This is a genomic window from Paenibacillus sp. Y412MC10, assembly GCF_000024685.1.
Taxonomy (GTDB): domain Bacteria; phylum Bacillota; class Bacilli; order Paenibacillales; family Paenibacillaceae; genus Paenibacillus_AQ; species Paenibacillus_AQ lautus_A.
Map to the genome: position 1 here is coordinate 1,453,585 of NC_013406.1, position 16,724 is coordinate 1,470,308.

The window sequence follows — 16,724 nt, forward strand, 5'->3', positions numbered from 1 at the left end:
TGGGCCGTGAAAAAAAGAAAATGGCTGTACACGGTGCTTGCATGTACCGTTATAACGTGCATGGCTGCGAGCTTTCTGATCTACGCGAACCGGGGAGCGCCGGCGGTCGACGTCGCTGCGTACAGTGCTGCGGCGACTGAGACGGCGCAGGGTAGGGAGCTCTCCGCCCTGAACGATTTGACAGGCGGCGTGCCCGGCATGGATCTGGTAGCGGAAACAAAGGCGCTTGCGCTGTACTATCATCCGGATACGACCGAAGTCGCGGTACGGGATAAGCGGAGCGATACGGTATGGTACAGCAATCCGCCAGACCGGATGGAGGACGGAATGGCTTCGCCTTTTGAGAAGGAAGTGCTGTCTTCGCAATTGACGCTGACGTTCCGGGATGGGATCGGCACGCTTGAGTCTTATCCGAATTATACGTGGAGCGTGATGAACGGGAACTATACGGCGGAAGGCTTGGACAACGGCGTTCGCGTCACGTATACGCTGGGAGATGTCTCGCTCGGGATCGACGCCTTGCCGAAATACATCTCCCAGGACCGGCTGCAGGAGAAGGTGGTCAGCAAGCTGGATGCGTCATTGGCCAGATACGTGCAGGCGCGGTATTACCCCATGAAGGATAACCCTGCGATGCTGGAGCGCCTGGACGACCAGATCAAGAAGGAGCTGGTGCTGAAAAAAATGCTGGGCGCGTTCGAGCAGGCCGGCTACACCGCGGAGGATCTTGCCTATGATAACGAAGCGGGCGGGGGAGCCGCCGCAAGCGCCTCTTCGAAGCCGCAGTTCAAGATTCCGCTCGAATACCGGCTGGAAGAGGATTCGCTTGTCGTTACGATACCGCTTGACCAGGTAACGGAAAGCGAGAATCACCGCCTGCGCAGCGTGGAGCTGCTTCGCTATTTCGGAGCGGCGGGAACGAAGGCCGAGGGTTATATGCTGGTGCCGGACGGCAGCGGCAGCCTGATCCACCTGAATAACGGCAAAGTGAAGGAAGAACAGTACGTGCAGCGTCTATACGGCACCGATCCGAATAATAACAGCAGCAGCCGCGGACAGGTGGCCGAGCAGGCACGAATGCCCGTGTTCGGCATGAAGAACGGGGACGGCGGCTGGTTTGCCGTGATTGAAGAAGGCGACGCCATCGCGAGCGTGTCCGCCGATATCGGCGGGAAGCAGAATTCGTACAATCATGTATTCAGCAGCTTTGCCGTGCGCGGCGAGGATATGCTGGAGCTTTACACCGGAAGTACGGTGCAGGAAATCCAGCTGTTGAATGACAAGCTGTACAACGGGAAGCTGTCCGTCAAATACCGTTTCCTGTCCGGTGAAGAGGCAAGCTACTCCGGCATGGCCCGCTTGTATCAGGAAACGCTTGCGAAGGAAAACAAGCTGATTCCCCTGAAAGAAGCGGAGGGGATTCCATTCTATCTCGATATGCTGGGAAGCGTGGATAAACGGAGATCTTTTCTGGGCGTACCGTATGATGCCGTCGTCTCGATGACCACCTTCGAGCAGGCAGGCGAGATTGCCGCTCTTCTGAACGGCGAGGGCATCGCCAATCTCCGAATGCGTTACCTCGGCTGGTTTGGCAAAGGCGTCCATCACAAAACCCCGGTGAAGGTAAAGACGGACAGCGTTGTCGGAAACGCCGCCGGGCTGAAGGCGCTGTCCAAGCAATTGCAGGACGCCGGCGGCGGGCTTTATCCCGATGTTGCCTTACAGCGTGTCTACCATGACGATGGGGCGTTTACGCCGTCATCCGATGCCTCCCGTTTCGTGACCAGGGAAACGGCAGCGCTGCATCCGTATGACCGGAACACGAACCGGATGAACTCGTATTACGGCACGTACAACCTGATGTCGCCGGCGAAGCTTCCCTATTACGTGGACCGATTCACAAGGCAATATGAACGGTTTGGCATGGGGGCCGTGTCATTGCGGGACCTGGGCGATGTCCTGAGCTCCGATTACCGGGTGCAGCGGGTGGTTTTCCGAGAAACCGCGAAGTTTATCGTGACCGATCAGCTGAAGGCGCTGCACGAGGCATACCCGGATACGATGGTTTCCGGTGCTAATGCTTACAGCTGGCCATATGCGGGCCACGTGCTCGATGTCCCGACGTCGAGCAGCGGATTCGGGCTGACGGATGAAGCCGTGCCGTTTTATCAAATGGTCATTCACGGCTACCTGGATTATGCGGGAGCGGCGGTCAATAACCTGGATGAACAACATTTGCGCAAAGGGCTCCTGCAGTCGCTGGAATTGGGAACGGCTCCGCATTTCCTATGGTCTTATGAACAAAGCTCAAAGCTGAAGTATACGCGTTTCGATGATATGTACTCCACGCATTACAAGGATTGGTTCCAAGAAGCGGTTTCCTTGTACCAAGAGTTGAACGAGGTGCTGGCGCCGCTCCGGACGCAGCGGATGGTGGAGCATAAGCGGCATGAAGGCGGCGTGGTGGAAGTAAGGTACGAGAACGGCGCCTCGATTCTGATCAATTATACCGATCAAGCGGTTGAGGTTAACGGGGTCCTGGTGGAACCGCAAAATTACGCTGTAGGTGGTGACCGGGCATGAAAATGAGATTGTCCCTGACTCAGAAAAGATCCATGCTCGGAATCCTCTTCATCGCGCCATGGTTGATCGGCTTTATCTTTTTGTTTGCCGGGCCTCTGTTTCAGTCCATATTGTTCAGCTTCAGTAAATTGAACATCTCTCCCACAGGCTATGAGCTGGAGCCGGTAGGTTGGGGCAATTTCAACACCGCGCTGTTCGTGGACGCGAACTTCAACCGGATCCTGACGGAATCGATACTGGGCATGGTGGTGGACGTTCCGCTGATCTTGTTTTTCAGTCTGTTCTCGGCCGTTCTGCTGAATCAGAAATTCCGGGGGAGAGCCCTTGCGAGAGCGATCTTCTTCCTGCCGGTCATTCTGGCGTCAGGCGCGATTTCAGCAGCGGAAACCTCCGGCCTGATCAATCTGGTCGGAAACGCGACGGTGGCGGAGGAGCTCGGGCAAGCCTCCGGGCAATTCAATGTGCTATCGATGGTGCGCATCTTATCCGAGGCCGGATTTCCCATTACCGTAACCGAGTATATTATCGGGGCGGTCATGAGGATCTACGATATTATCAGCAGCTCGGGCGTGCAGATTCTGATCTTCCTTGCCGCCCTGCAGGCCGTCCCGGGCTCGATGTACGAGGTCGCGAAGATTGAAGGGGCGACCGCTTATGAATCGTTCTGGAAAATCACCTTTCCGATGGTGAGCCCGCTCATCCTGACGAACATGATTTATACCATCATCGATTCGTTCGCGGACAGCACCGTGACCCGAACGATTTATGAGACGGCCTTCAAAACGCAGAATTTCGGGCTCAGTGCCGCGATGGCGTGGCTGTATACCATCGTTATCAGCTTGCTGCTGGTGTTGATGGGAATCATCGTCTCAAGGAAAACCTTTTATCAAAACTAATGGCAAAGAGATTCCTGACTGACTTGGTGCAGGAAAAAAGGAGGTCCTTATGGCATCGATTCGGGATCGCTCGGACGAAACGGCTCAGGAACGAATGAACCGGTTCAAGAACAAGGCGCTGCCGATACTGTGGGCAGTGTTCCGCTATCTGCTGATCATCGGCATTACATTCATCATTATCTATCCGATCATCTCCAAGTTCTCTGTGGCGTTTAAAGACAAACAGGATATTTATAATCCAACGATTTATATGATTCCGGTGCATTTCACATTGGATAACTTCAAGCTCGTGCTCGACTTGCTGGATTATTGGCCGCTGCTGCTGAACACGATGATTTACGTATTCATCACGATGCTGCTGACCACGATGTCGACCGCGCTTGCCGGGTATGGCTTTGCCCGGTTCACCTTTCCAGGAAGCAATCTGCTGTTCGGCCTGGTCGTGCTGACGATCTTGATTCCGATGAGCACGCTGATGGTGCCGATGTATTTGCATTTTCGCAGCTTTGATATTCTGGGGCTGGTTCACATGTTTACCGGAAAAGAAGGTGTTAATCTGCTGAACAGCTACTGGCCCTCGATCATTACTTCGGCTACGGCCACCGGGCTTAAGGCCGGACTGTTCATTTATATCTTCCGTCAATTTTTCCGGGGGCTCCCGAAGGAGATTGAGGAAGCGGCGTTGATTGACGGTGCAGGCGGGATTAAGACGTTTTTTGCGATCATGCTGCCCAATGCGATTCCGCCGCTCATTACGGTGACCCTGTTCTCGTTCGTCTGGCAGTATAACGACACCTTCTATACCTCGCTCTTTATGAGCGAGCAGTCGCTGATGCCGCTGAAGATCGCTTCCCTGCCCGCGGACGCGAACCAGTTTCTCCCGGCGCTGATGGGACTCGGTTCATCGGCCAAAGCCGATCCGAACTATGTGGCCCTCGTGGTGGATACGGGAATTTTACTGGCCATCCTGCCGCTGATCGGACTGTATCTGTTCGTGCAGCGCCATTTTGTGGAGAGCGTGGAGCGTACCGGTGTTGTCGGGTAGTGGCTGCTGCAGGACAGGTGGTTATGTCGCAGGATAGATATCGTGTTACAGGATAGACGTTATGTTGCAGGATGGATGCCATGATGCAGGAGAGATGCCGTGTCGCATGATGAGTGCGGTGCGTGAGACAGGTTTTGTGCTTGTCTGATGGGTATGCCGCAGGAATCGGGCTGTGCCATTTGTATGACGGATGAAGGAAATCTGTAGGATCTTTCATCCATACGGCAATTACAGGACAGGAGTGAATCGCATGACAAAAGCAAGCAGCACCCGCTTTGAGGTCCAGCCGAACCTGATCAACCCGGCCGCTTCCGATCAAGCCAAACGGTTAATGGGGTATTTGTGCAGCATCTACGGCAAACGGATGCTGACAGGGCAGCAGATTGGCGTTGTATCCACGCCGGAGTTCGACATGATCCACGAGGTCACGGGAAAATACCCTGCCGTCGGCGGATTCGATTTCATGAATTACTCGCCTTCACGGGTGGAGCGCGGAGCCGAGTGTCAGGACACGGATCTGGCGATAAAGTGGTGGAATCGCGGCGGGATCGTGACCTTCTGCTGGCACTGGAACGCCCCGAAGGATTTGGTGGATTTGCCGCCGGATCGGACCTGGGGCAGAGGCTTTTATACCAATGCGACAACCTTTGATATCGCACGGGCGATGGCGGAGCCATCATCGGAAGAGTACGGCCTTATCATCCGGGATATCGATGCGATCGCTGCCGAGCTCAAGCGTCTGCAGGATGCCGGCATCCCGGTGCTGTGGAGACCGCTTCACGAGGCATCGGGCGGATGGTTCTGGTGGGGGGCCAAAGGCCCTGAGCCTTGCATCGCGCTTTGGAAGCTGATGTACGAGCGCATGACGCATCACCACGAATTGAACAACCTGATCTGGGTATGGAACGGGCAGCACAAGGATTGGTATCCGGGCGATTCCTACGTCGATATTATCGGTGAGGACATTTATCCGCCTGCCCGGGATTACGGCTCGCAATCCGAGCGGTTCCGTACCGCTGCATCGTATACAGATGCGGCAAAAATCATTGCCCTGACCGAGAACGGTGTCATACCCGACCCCGATCTCATGCAGGAGGACGGATGCCCGTGGGCATGGAATTGCACATGGTATGGAAACTTTGTGTTCACAGGGGAAGGAAATAACCGGAGGTATTCAGAAGAGTATACGGATGAGTTGCAGCTGATTCGCACCTATCATCATCCGTATACGGTCACGCTGGATGAACTTCCGGATCTGAAAGGCTGACGGCTTCATCTGTGAGGCATGCCGATTATAGGCCGCTCGCCGGGAAGCTGATCGTAGCGTGGAGAACGAGCTGATGTGCGAAAGAAGCCGCGTCAGCTATGCAGTATGACCGAACCGCATCAAAATCAATATATAGAGATGGAGAGAGACTATCATGAATTTTAACGTTATGACTTTAAATCAATGGAAATTCAAAGCGTGCGACGAATCCGAGTGGCTTCCGGCCCAGGTGCCGGGCTGCGTTCATACCGACCTGCTGAAGAATGGCATCATCCCCGATCCCTTCTACGGGACGAATGAGCATGACCTGCAGTGGATCGATAAGAAGGATTGGGAATATGAGACGTCGTTTGATTTGGATTCGAATTTGAGCGCCCAATCCCGCATTGAACTCGTATTTGACGGCCTGGATACCTACGCGGACGTATTCGTGAACGGAACGAAGGTGCTTTTCGCGGATAATATGTTCCGTTCATGGCGGATCGATGTGAAATCGCAGCTCAAGGATTCGGGAAATGTGATTAAGATCCGCTTCCGTTCTCCGATCCAGGAGGATCTGCCGAAGCTTGAGAAGCTCGGATATCCGCTGCCTGCTTCGAATGACCAGTCCGAGGTTGGCGGGATGGGCGACCAGAAAGTAAGTATTTTTGCCCGGAAAGCGCCTTATCATTACGGCTGGGATTGGGGACCGCGTTTTGTGACCAGCGGGATCTGGCGGGAAGCCAGGCTCGAGGCTTGGTCCGAAGTCAGACTGGATGATTTGTTTATTCGCCAGGATGAGGTTACGGCAGAAATGGCCAGGGTTACGGCCGTTGCCTCCATTGCAGCGGAGCATGCTTTGCAGGGCGTGCTTCGGGTAAGTGCAGGCGGCCAGACATGGGAACAGGATGTTCGGCTGGAAGAAGGCCGTCATTCGGTTGAATTGAGCCTTGCGCTTGCGGAGCCGAAGCTGTGGTGGTGCCGCGGCCTGGGCGAGGCCCATCTGTATTCGTTCCATGCCGAGCTGGCGGAAGGAGAACGGACCGTTGCGGAGAAAAAGGTTCGGACCGGCCTGCGCAGCGTCAAGCTGGTGCGTGAACAGGATAGCCGCGGCACGTCCTTTTACATCGAGCTCAACGGCACGCCTGTGTTTGCCAAGGGAGCGAACCATATTCCGAACGACAGCTTCATAACGGAAGTGACGGCGGAACGCTACCGCCATGAAATCGCGTCCGCAGCGGAATCGAACATGAATATGCTGCGCGTATGGGGCGGTGGCATTTATGAAGAGGACGTTTTTTACGATCTGTGTGATGAATACGGGCTTATGGTATGGCAGGATTTCATGTTTGCTTGCAGCATGTATCCAGGCGACGAGGCGTTTCTGGAGAACGTGCGGCTGGAAGCGGAGGAGAACCTGGTCCGTCTGCGGAATCATCCGAGCATCGTGCTCTGGTGCGGCAACAACGAGATTGATTCCGCTTGGGCGCACTATGAGGAGAAGGGCGGCTGGGGCTGGAAGCAGGACTATACCGAGGAGCTCCGCGAAAAGATCTGGAGCGACTACGAAAAGGTATTCCACGAAATTCTTCCTGAGGCCGTAACCGGTTATGCTCCGGGAGCAGAGTATTGGCCTTCCTCCCCGCTGGTATCGCTCAGCCATGACAAGGAGCAGCATGCCAATCCTTCCACAACGAGCGGGGATATTCATTACTGGGGCGTGTGGCATAACACGGAGCCGTTTGACAACTACAACGTTTACGTCGGCCGATTTATGAGCGAATACGGGTTCCAGTCCTTCCCGGAACCGAAGACGGTGCGGACATATGCGGAAGATCGCGATATGGAGCTGGAGTCGAAGGTCATGCTGGCGCATCAGAAGAACGGCGCCGGCAACCGCTTGATCAAGAGTTACATGGATCAATATTATAACGAGCCGAAGGATTTCGAGGCTTTCCTGTACATGAGCCAGATCCAGCAGGCCGAAGCGATGAAGACGGCGATCGAAGCCCACCGCCGCAACAAGCCGTATTGCATGGGCACGCTGTATTGGCAGATGAACGACTGCTGGCCGGTCGCTTCGTGGGCAGGCATGGATTATCTCGGCAGATGGAAGGCGCTGCAGTATGTGGCCAAGCGCTGCTTCCGGGATGTCAGTCTCTCGATCGAATCCAAGGAACAAGAGATTCGGGTTCATCTCGTATCCGATATTTCAGAAGCGGTCCAGGGCACGCTGAAGGTTCAGTTATTCGATTTTAACGGAAAAGAGCTCTATGGATCCGAGCAGCCGATCCGTGCGGAAGAGCAAGCGTCGCTCGTCGTATTCCGGGCTGCGGCCGATGAGCTGCTCCACGGACATGATCCATCCGAGGTTGTGCTCCTGGCGCAATGGCTTCAGGATGGAGACGTGATTGACAGCAAAACATTCTATTTCGTGAACGACAAGCATCTTCGTCTGCACAGCCCGACCATCAGCGTAAAAGAAGTCGAGGGAAGCGACGGCGCGACGTTCGTGCTGGAGAGCAACGTGCTTGCCCGCCACGTATGGCTGTCCGCCGAAGCGGAAGGCTTCTACAGCGATAACTTCTTTGACCTGATTCCGGGCATCCCGGTGACCGTATCCTTCAGCCGCCGAGATAACGGAGAGCAGGCATTTGTAACAGATAAGCCGGGCCGGGCCGAGGTTCGGTCCATGGCCGATTGCATCGACCCGGCGATGGTGCAGACCGTGTAATTCATCCTGCAATCATTCGCTAAAAAGAGCCGCCCCTACAACCGATTCCGGTGCAGGGGCGGCTTTGTTTGTCTTTAATGGAGCCATGAATTTGATGCTGAAACGGCAAACCATTTCTTTGTTGGCGTCATCATAAGCGGGGGATCCCGGGTTCGACACCTTGAACTCGACATACCTTTATATGGTAAAGGGTATGCCAAGGGTTTCTGATACAGGTCGGATGGGGTCAGATTTCAGCAAACGAAAAGAAGTCCGGCATGCTGCTATCGGTTATTCTAGGTTGGTACACATCCTGTTGGACATGCTCATACCCATTAACAAAGCTCGGGAAGGAGACGGATCATGAAAAAACAAGTTTTGTTCATCCATAGTGCCGGCCCGCAAGGCAACCGCCAAGGAAGCAGCGGCTTGATCGACCATTTACAAGAACAGCTCGGTGAAGCTTATCATGTCTTATCTCCCGGCATGCCGGATCCGGATTACGCTCTGTGGAAAGCGCAGATTGTCAATGAAATCAAGGCATTGGATGGGGAGGTGCTGCTGGTAGGTCATTCCCTCGGCGGTTCCATTCTGTTGAAACACCTCTCGGAAGAAGACGGGCAGCTAACCGTCTCTGGATTGTTTTTGATTGCCGCCCCTTATTGGGGCAAAGACGACGATTGGCAAAACGAAGAATATGCATTGTCCGATTCATTTGTTTCCAAGCTGCCGCAACTCCCGAACCTCTTCCTATACCACAGCCTGCACGACCCGGTGGTGCCTTTTGCACATGCTCAGCACTACGCGAAGCAGCTTCCCGAGGCCGTCACCCGGGTATACGAGGGTGACGATCACTACTTCCGCGAGGGCTTGCCCGAGCTTGTAGACGATATCAAGCGGATATAAAAAAGGGACGACATTTGCTGCGCGTGGCTAATCATCGGTCCTTTTGATCTTTAAAAAGCAACTTCGAATATGCTTCCAAAGTCAGCCCGTCCATGCCAGACTTCAGCGGAGAAGGCGGAATGATTCTGGAGAAGCGAAGCGGGCTCCTTTGCCACCGGATTTCTACATTTAGAAAATCCATTCATGGAAATCTGGGGGCAACAGAGATCGGAAGAATCATCCGCATGCGGAGCGATGCAAATAACCAGAGCGATGCAGAAGAATTTCTCACTCCCATTGCGATGCTATGGGAGCCACCCAGAAGTAAAGCGGCCGTCCATATAAATCTCGCATAAAAAAGACGACATCAGCTTTTCGCTAATGTCGTCCTCTTTTTTTACTTGCTCGCTTTATATGCGCTCAAGAATTCCTTCACCTTCGCCGGATCGGCCACCAGCTCGTTGCCCGTTTTGACGATCGGGCTGACGGTGGAGTAGGCTTTGATTTTGTTGTTGTTGTAGTAGGCCAGGATTTCATCCTGGTTGATCGAGTAAAGCACCGCTCTTCTCAGATCGTCGCTTGTCGCCACATCGCGGTTCTTCGTATTGAACAGCAAGTAGGATACGGCGTTGCTTTCGATCGTTTGCAGCTTCAGCTTGCTGTCGCCTTTCACTACGTCGTATTTCGTTTCCGGCACGCCGTAGTACAGGTGGATTTCGCCGCTGCGCAGTGCGGAGAGCGTGCTGTCCGCATCTTTGATAAAGCGTACTTTCACTTGCTCGATTTTCGGTTCGTGCTCCGTGCCCTTCATGTAGCCAGGGTTTTTGAAGAAGGTGGCTTCATAGTCATTCTTGGAAGACAGGATATACGGACCGCTCGCATACAGCGTGTTGTTGTATTTATCGCCTTCGGTTACCGTGTTCTGGTCGCCGTAAGGGATGTCTTTGTTCACGTCGAATTTCTCAACGTCATACGTATTGATGGATTCAACTTGCTTCTTCGATACGATACCGGCCGATTGGTGAGCCAGGTAGTTCAATACTTGCGGGAACGGCTCGGTTGTCGTCAATTTGATGACTTGGTATTTGCCGTCTTTCGTGCTTGCTTGATTCTTGTCGCCCACGAGGGAAGCGATCTTGGTATCCAAGCCGGCTTCCAGTGCTTCCTTGACGCTTTCGCTGCCGCCGGAAACCTTGGTGTTTTCCAGTACGCTCAGGTCGGTTACGGCTTCAACGGTGTTGATGTGCTCGTGAAGCGTGTAGGTACGATGATCAGGCACCGAATTTTTGTCTTTCGCTCTGTTCATGGAGAAGATGACATCGTCCGCGCCTACGCGTTCGCCGGAATCTTCCGCTTTTTTGTTCGTGATTTTTGCAAAGTTAATGTCGTCTCTAAGAATGAAGTAGTACTCCGAGTTGCCTTCGCCGATGGCATGGTTATAAGACAGCGAGCCTTCGGACGTGATCTTGTCATCGTCGGTCAGGTTGATCAGACGTACGTTCATGTTGGTGTTGATGATGTTAATGGAACCGTCGTTGCCCTTGATCGGGTCAAGCGAAGTCAGTTCAGAGATCGATTGGGACAGAATCAGCGGCTGCGTCGCACGCTTGGATTGGTCTTTGAAATCGACGGCTTCCCAAGGCAGGGAACGGGATTTCGAAAGACGAACGGAATTCTCGTCCAGCACATCCTTGTTGAACGCTTGGCTCTTCAGGGAGATGTACAATGGAGCAATGTAAGCTTTGTCCGTTACCAGACGTTGTTCCAGCTGCTTGTAAGTCTCAACGGCGTCTTCCGGCGTTTGCGTGGCCGCTTGGTCGATCAGCTTGTCCACTTCCTCGTCGGACATGATGCTGTAGTCGCCGCCGGTTTTGAACAGGGAACGAACGGCATAGTCAGGGTTACCCGTTACGGTTGTCCAGCTGGACAGCGCGATGTCGTAATTGCCGGCATCCTGCTGTGCCTTGAAGCTGCCGTAGTCCGGCTGCAGATTCAGCTTCACGTTGAAGCCGTTCTTGGTGAGCTGGTCGCGAATGATGTTGACATCGGATTCGTTAGAGCTCATGCCAAGCAATTCAATATTAACAGCGGATGTGTCTGTAGCTGTATCCGCTGGTTCTTGCTGATTTTGCTGTGCATCATCTTTGGTTGTTACGTTGCATCCGGCCAGTACGATGACTAGCGAGAGAAACAATAACAGCAAGGAACTCTTTTTCATTGGTGATACCCTCCTGAGTTGTATATATATATATAAAATATTTTTTGAAACCAACGTTAGTGTGCCCAGGGCACGAAAAGCTTTAATCGAGCTTCGGATCAAGCGCATCCCGCAGTCCGTCGCCCAGAAAGTTGAAGGACAGGACAAGCGCGATGATGGCCAGACCCGGATAAATCGCCAGATACGAATGCGTCTCAAGGTACGTGCTTCCGATCTTCAGGATATTCCCCCATTCCGGGATATGCGGCTCGACGCCGAGACCCAGATAACTCAAGCTGCTCGTCGAGATGACGGCTGCACCAATGGTTAACGTCGATTTGACGATCATGGGCGCGAGCGAGTTGGGAACGATATGCTTGAAAATGATCGAAAAATTGCTCGAGCCGAAAGCTCTGGCCGCATCGACGTACTCAAAGGTGGAGACCAGGAGCACATTCGCCCTCATGGTTCTTGCATAAGTCGGTATAGCTCCTACGCTGAGCGCCAGAATGAGGTTGACGGTATTGGCTCCGAATGCGGCAATGATCGCAATGGCGAGCAGGATGCCCGGAATGGCGTACAGCACGTCCAGCAATCGCATGATGACGTTGTCGGTATGGCGGCCATAGTAGCCTGAGACGGCACCGAGAATGCCGCCGATGACAACCGGAATCGCCGTAGAAGCGAATCCGACGATCAGCGAGATGCGGGCCCCGAATACGATCCGGGAGAACAAATCCCGGCCGAAGTTGTCCGTACCGAAGGGGTACGCCAGGCTTGGCGGCTGCAGGATGGCGCTGTAGTTGTTATCGATCGCAATGCTGTAATCGAAGGTAAACAGACTGGTCACCGACAGGCAGAACAGGAAGATCACGAAGAACAGTCCGGACATGGCCGTCGAATTGGCAGTAAGCTTTACCCATACGTCGCCCCAGCGGGTCATCGCGGGATTGCCGTTCTTGCGGATCTTCGCAAGCAGGTTGATGCCAAGCACCAGAGCAAAAATATTGCCCGTTGCCGCAGTCAGAATGATCGGAAAAGCAAGCCAGGTCAATGCCGGATGCGCATAATTCGATTTTACGTACCTGGCAACGAGGATAAGCGCGATCAGCTGAACGACGGCTATAACCAGAAGCACGGCCATGGCCGGCAGGAACGTATTCGAGACGTAAGGCTTGAACAGATTCAGCGCCGATATCGCGATGGCAAACAGCTGGGTTAGCAGCATGTAAACGGCAATCGTATATTCGGGAGGCTTCTGTTTTTTGATCAGATTGAAACCGAACGTGACGGTAAACAGATTCCCCGTAACGATGCTCAGCAGCTGAACGTAACCCAGGATCCTGGTCAAGCGCCGGATTTCTCCGTCCCTTTGAAGATCCCTTCGGATCAGCAGCGTAATGATGATCTGTATGATCGTAAACAGTGCATATGCCGCAAAGGCGGCGAACACCCACGGTTTGATGGTTCCCCCAGTGAAATCAAAGCTGTTCAGAAGCAGGATCACCGTTAAGGTCAGAGAGATAACCCATGTGAAGCTGGCTTGACTGTACTCGTGTGAGGATTTCAGCTGGTGTTTGGTTTCTGGTTTGGAAAGAAGCTTCTTAATCATGAGTACACCTGCTTTAGTATTGTTTCATCTTGGACCTGATCCGTGGATCGAAGAATGCGTACAAGATATCGATGATGACGTTCACCAGCGATATGGTGATGGCGGTGTAAACCACGCCGCCCATGATGGCCGGGATGTCAGGGATAAATTGTTTATCCACGATATAGCTGCCGATACCGCTGATGTTGAATACCTTCTCCGTAACAGCGGAACCGCCGAGCATCCCGCCGAACTGAAGTCCGATGACGGTAATGATCGGAATGATGGCATTGCGGACAGCATGCTTCATCAGAATGGTGCGCTTGCCCAGCCCCTTTGCTCTGGCTGTGATCATATAATCTTCATTAATGACTTCCAGCGTGGAGGAGCGCGTCATTCGGGCCACCGAAGCGGTAAGTCCCGTCCCGAGCACGATCACCGGCATGATCATGGACAGCCAGTTCTCCGGATTGAAGGTGGCGGGCAGCCACTGCAGCTTGATCGAGAAATTCAGGATGAAGATCAGTCCCTGCCAGAAGTTCGGAATGGACAGCCCGATCAGCGCGATGAACATAAACGTATAGTCAAAGAACGAATTCGGTCTCGTGGCCGAGATAATCCCGATCGGCAATGCGATCGCAATCGCGATGATCAACGAAATGACCGTAAGCGTCAGCGTGATCGGAAACTTTCTGGCGATGCTGGAGGTAATCTCTTCGTTGCCCGAGAAGGATTTGCCGAGATCGAAATATGCGATGCCTTTAATGTTGTTCCACAGCTGCGTCAGATAGCCCTGATCGAGTCCGTGCATTTTGTTGAAAGCCGCAATCTGTTCCGGCGTTGCCGTCTCGCCCAATATGTTGGCCGCGGGGTTGAACGGCGACAAGTGAAGAATCGTAAAGACGAGGACCGCTACGCCAAAGATAACGAATACCGTCATCACGAGTCTCTCCAAAATATATTTCAGATAGGGATTGCTGTACAAAAAAATAAGGATGTACATCAGCAAGCCCGGAATAAGTGATATAATGAAGAACAACGGGTTCTCGATGAGAGAACCGAACGTATCGGCCAGAGTCAGCCGTTTGCGATTGTTCAGCTTCAGGTCCTTGGCGGTCCGATCCTTGAGGACTTCACGGAACCTTGCCTCTGCGATCTTATCGACTTCCTGCCGGAGCTGAGCCTCGCTGATTTTTTGCTTGAAAAACTCATGCTTGCGTTTCTGCTGCTCCATCATCTCGGAGCGAAGGGCCTCCAGATATCCGGCGGCCAGCATCTCGCTGCGTATGCGGTTCTCAGCCGCCGCGTAGTCATCCTTCTTTCTCTGGACCAAATAAAATAGGAAGACCACGAGATTCACGGGCGCTCCCAATAATAATAGTAAGTATCTATATGAAGGATTCAGAAGGATCTTACTGTATGTGCTGCTTATCGAACTTATGAGTCTGTTTGGTCTTGCTGCTTCTGTCCCCCCCATAAGGTGCCTTTCCTCCTTGTTTCAAATTGCATTATTCCGAGTGATATAGTATATTTTATTTTAGCCTATTTTAAAAGTCAATAGATTATAAGAGTTGTAGAGTATATTACTTTAATGACATAAGCATAATGGCAGGTGAGCAGAGTTGGAACCGATATTGCAGGTTAAAAATTTGAGCGTGGCCTTTCAATCCCGTGATTCAGAATTTCACGCGGTGCGTGGGGTCAGCTTTGAAGTGAAGAAAGGGGAGACTCTCGGTATCGTCGGAGAATCCGGGAGCGGCAAAAGCGTCACGGCACGCTCGATCATGCGGCTGCTGCCTTCCCCGCCTTCTTATATGAAGGATGGAGAGATCCTGTTCCTTGGCCAGAACCTGGCCGAGAAAACCGAGAAGGAGATGGAGAGCATCCGGGGACGCGATATCGGGATGATTTTTCAAGACCCGATGACCTCGCTGAATCCGACCATCCGCATCGGGGAACAAATATCGGAAAGTCTGGTCAAACACCAGAAGCTGTCCAAGCAGGAAGCGAAGCAGCAGGCGATTGACATGCTCAAGCTGGTCGGCATCCCGAACAGCGAAGCGCGGTATAATCAATACCCGCACGAGTTCTCGGGCGGCATGCGGCAGCGGGTGATGATCGCCATCGCCCTGGCGTGCCGACCTGCGCTGCTGATTGCGGACGAGCCGACGACGGCGCTTGACGTAACGATTCAGGCCCAAATCCTCAATCTGATGAAAAATATGCAGGAGCGCTTCGGTTCCTCCATTATATTGATCACGCACGATCTCGGCGTTGTGGCGGGCATGTGCGACCGCGTGGCCGTGATGAAAGACGGTGTGATCGTGGAGACGGGAACGACGGAGGAGATCTTCGAGAATCCTCAGCATCCCTATACCTTGAAGCTGTTAAACGCGCTACCGCGCCTCGACGAGAAGAAGAAAGCGAAGCCGGCGCCGATCATCGTGCCAAGCACGGATTACAAAGGACCGCTGTTAGAGGTGAAATCCCTGAAGCAGTATTTTGATATGGGCAAAGGGAATGTGCTTAAAGCGGTGAATGATATCAGCTTTCATATTCAGGCGGGGGAGACCCTCGGGGTCGTCGGCGAATCCGGCAGCGGAAAATCAACGACGGGACGGGCCATCCTTCGACTTCATCAGCCGACGGGCGGAGAAGTGCTGTATCAGGGGATGTCCGTGAATCGCCTCTCCCCTTCGGAAATGAAGGCCATGCGGCGCCATATGCAGATGATCTTCCAGGATCCGTATGCTTCGCTGAATCCCAGATTGAAGGTCGTGGACATTATCGGCGAAGCGCTGGATGTCCATAAGTTAACCGGCAGCAAGCAGGAGCGGAAGAAACGGGTCGAGGAGCTGCTGGATATGGTCGGACTGGATCCGGCTTATGCGACGCGCTACCCGCACGAGTTCTCCGGCGGCCAGCGCCAGCGGATCGGGATTGCGCGGGCGCTGGCGGTCGAGCCGAAATTCATCGTGTGCGATGAGCCGCTCTCCGCGCTCGACGTGTCGATCCAATCGCAGATCGTGAAGCTGCTGGAGGAGCTGCAGCACCGTCTGGGCTTGACCTATCTGTTCATTGCGCACGACCTGTCGATGGTGAAGCATATCAGCGACCGCGTTGCCGTTATGTATATGGGCAAGATCGTCGAACTTGCGGAAAGCGAGGAGCTCTACTCCAATCCGCAGCATGATTATACGAAGTCCTTGCTTGCGGCGATTCCGGTGCCCGATCCGAAGATCGAATCCAAGAAGAAGCGGGTCCTGCTGGAAGAACGCACCGGAGAGGATAAATATAATCTGGAGCATTCCGAGCTTGTGGAAGTATCGGAAGGCCACTGGGTGGCCATGCCGACCGGAGCCTAATCGAATAGAACAAACCTGTCCCGACCGGAGTCGGGGCAGGTTTTTTTTATCCAAAAAAATCGATGCGAATCGACGATTTGCAGGGTTCATAAAAAGGAATTGAGCCCTGCACGGCAAATATTTAAATGTTAGGAAGCGTTCTCACTACACATGAGCCTACGAATTTCCAAGTGTACGCACAATAGCAACATACCGATGAGGAG

At 53.3% G+C, this 16,724-nt stretch carries 10 protein-coding genes; 7 read left to right on the forward strand and 3 right to left on the reverse strand.

All coding sequences use genetic code 11. From position 1 onward, the window contains the following. Positions 1 to 6: 6 nt before the first annotated feature. From GYMC10_RS06135 to GYMC10_RS06160, 6 genes are all read left to right on the forward strand, one after another. Positions 7 to 2,583 carry a DUF5696 domain-containing protein gene (locus tag GYMC10_RS06135; RefSeq protein ID WP_012819351.1) on the forward strand — a complete coding sequence of 859 codons (2,577 nt, stop codon included), beginning with the start codon at positions 7 to 9 and terminating at the stop codon, positions 2,581 to 2,583. Next, positions 2,580 to 3,479 (forward strand): carbohydrate ABC transporter permease, encoded by a 900-nt coding sequence (locus GYMC10_RS06140; RefSeq protein WP_012819352.1) that lies wholly within the window; start codon positions 2,580 to 2,582, stop codon positions 3,477 to 3,479. Before GYMC10_RS06135 ends, GYMC10_RS06140 begins: the two co-directional genes overlap by 4 nt. 49 nt (positions 3,480 to 3,528) lie before the next feature. Then, positions 3,529 to 4,524 (forward strand): carbohydrate ABC transporter permease, encoded by a 996-nt coding sequence (locus GYMC10_RS06145; protein ID WP_012819353.1) that lies wholly within the window; start codon positions 3,529 to 3,531, stop codon positions 4,522 to 4,524. Positions 4,525 to 4,774: 250 nt separating this feature from the next. Then, the gene (locus GYMC10_RS06150; RefSeq protein ID WP_012819354.1) at positions 4,775 to 5,791 is read left to right on the forward strand and encodes a glycosyl hydrolase; all 1,017 of its coding nucleotides are present in this window, start codon (positions 4,775 to 4,777) and stop codon (positions 5,789 to 5,791) included. Positions 5,792 to 5,945: 154 nt separating this feature from the next. After that, complete coding sequence (locus tag GYMC10_RS06155) at positions 5,946 to 8,504, forward strand: beta-mannosidase (protein WP_012819355.1); 2,559 nt, start codon at positions 5,946 to 5,948, stop codon at positions 8,502 to 8,504. A 342-nt stretch (positions 8,505 to 8,846) separates the two neighbouring features. After that, a complete protein-coding gene (locus GYMC10_RS06160; RefSeq protein ID WP_012819356.1) occupies positions 8,847 to 9,389 on the forward strand; it encodes an alpha/beta fold hydrolase in 543 nt (180 codons plus the stop codon). A gap of 376 nt (positions 9,390 to 9,765) precedes the next feature. Here the strand turns inward: GYMC10_RS06160 and GYMC10_RS06170 are convergent, their stop codons facing one another. From GYMC10_RS06170 to GYMC10_RS06180, 3 genes are all read right to left on the reverse strand, one after another. Beyond that, a complete protein-coding gene (locus GYMC10_RS06170; RefSeq protein ID WP_012819358.1) occupies positions 9,766 to 11,586 on the reverse strand; it encodes an ABC transporter substrate-binding protein in 1,821 nt (606 codons plus the stop codon). Positions 11,587 to 11,668: 82 nt separating this feature from the next. Further along, a complete protein-coding gene (locus GYMC10_RS06175) occupies positions 11,669 to 13,177 on the reverse strand; it encodes an ABC transporter permease (protein ID WP_012819359.1) in 1,509 nt (502 codons plus the stop codon). A gap of 13 nt (positions 13,178 to 13,190) precedes the next feature. Next, positions 13,191 to 14,633, reverse strand: coding sequence for an ABC transporter permease (locus tag GYMC10_RS06180; protein WP_012819360.1), 1,443 nt, complete (start codon positions 14,631 to 14,633; stop codon positions 13,191 to 13,193). Between the two features lie 145 nt (positions 14,634 to 14,778). Here GYMC10_RS06180 and GYMC10_RS33200 point away from each other — a divergent pair, with 145 nt between their 5' ends. Then, positions 14,779 to 16,521 (forward strand): ABC transporter ATP-binding protein, encoded by a 1,743-nt coding sequence (locus tag GYMC10_RS33200; protein ID WP_012819361.1) that lies wholly within the window; start codon positions 14,779 to 14,781, stop codon positions 16,519 to 16,521. Positions 16,522 to 16,724: the final 203 nt, after the last annotated feature.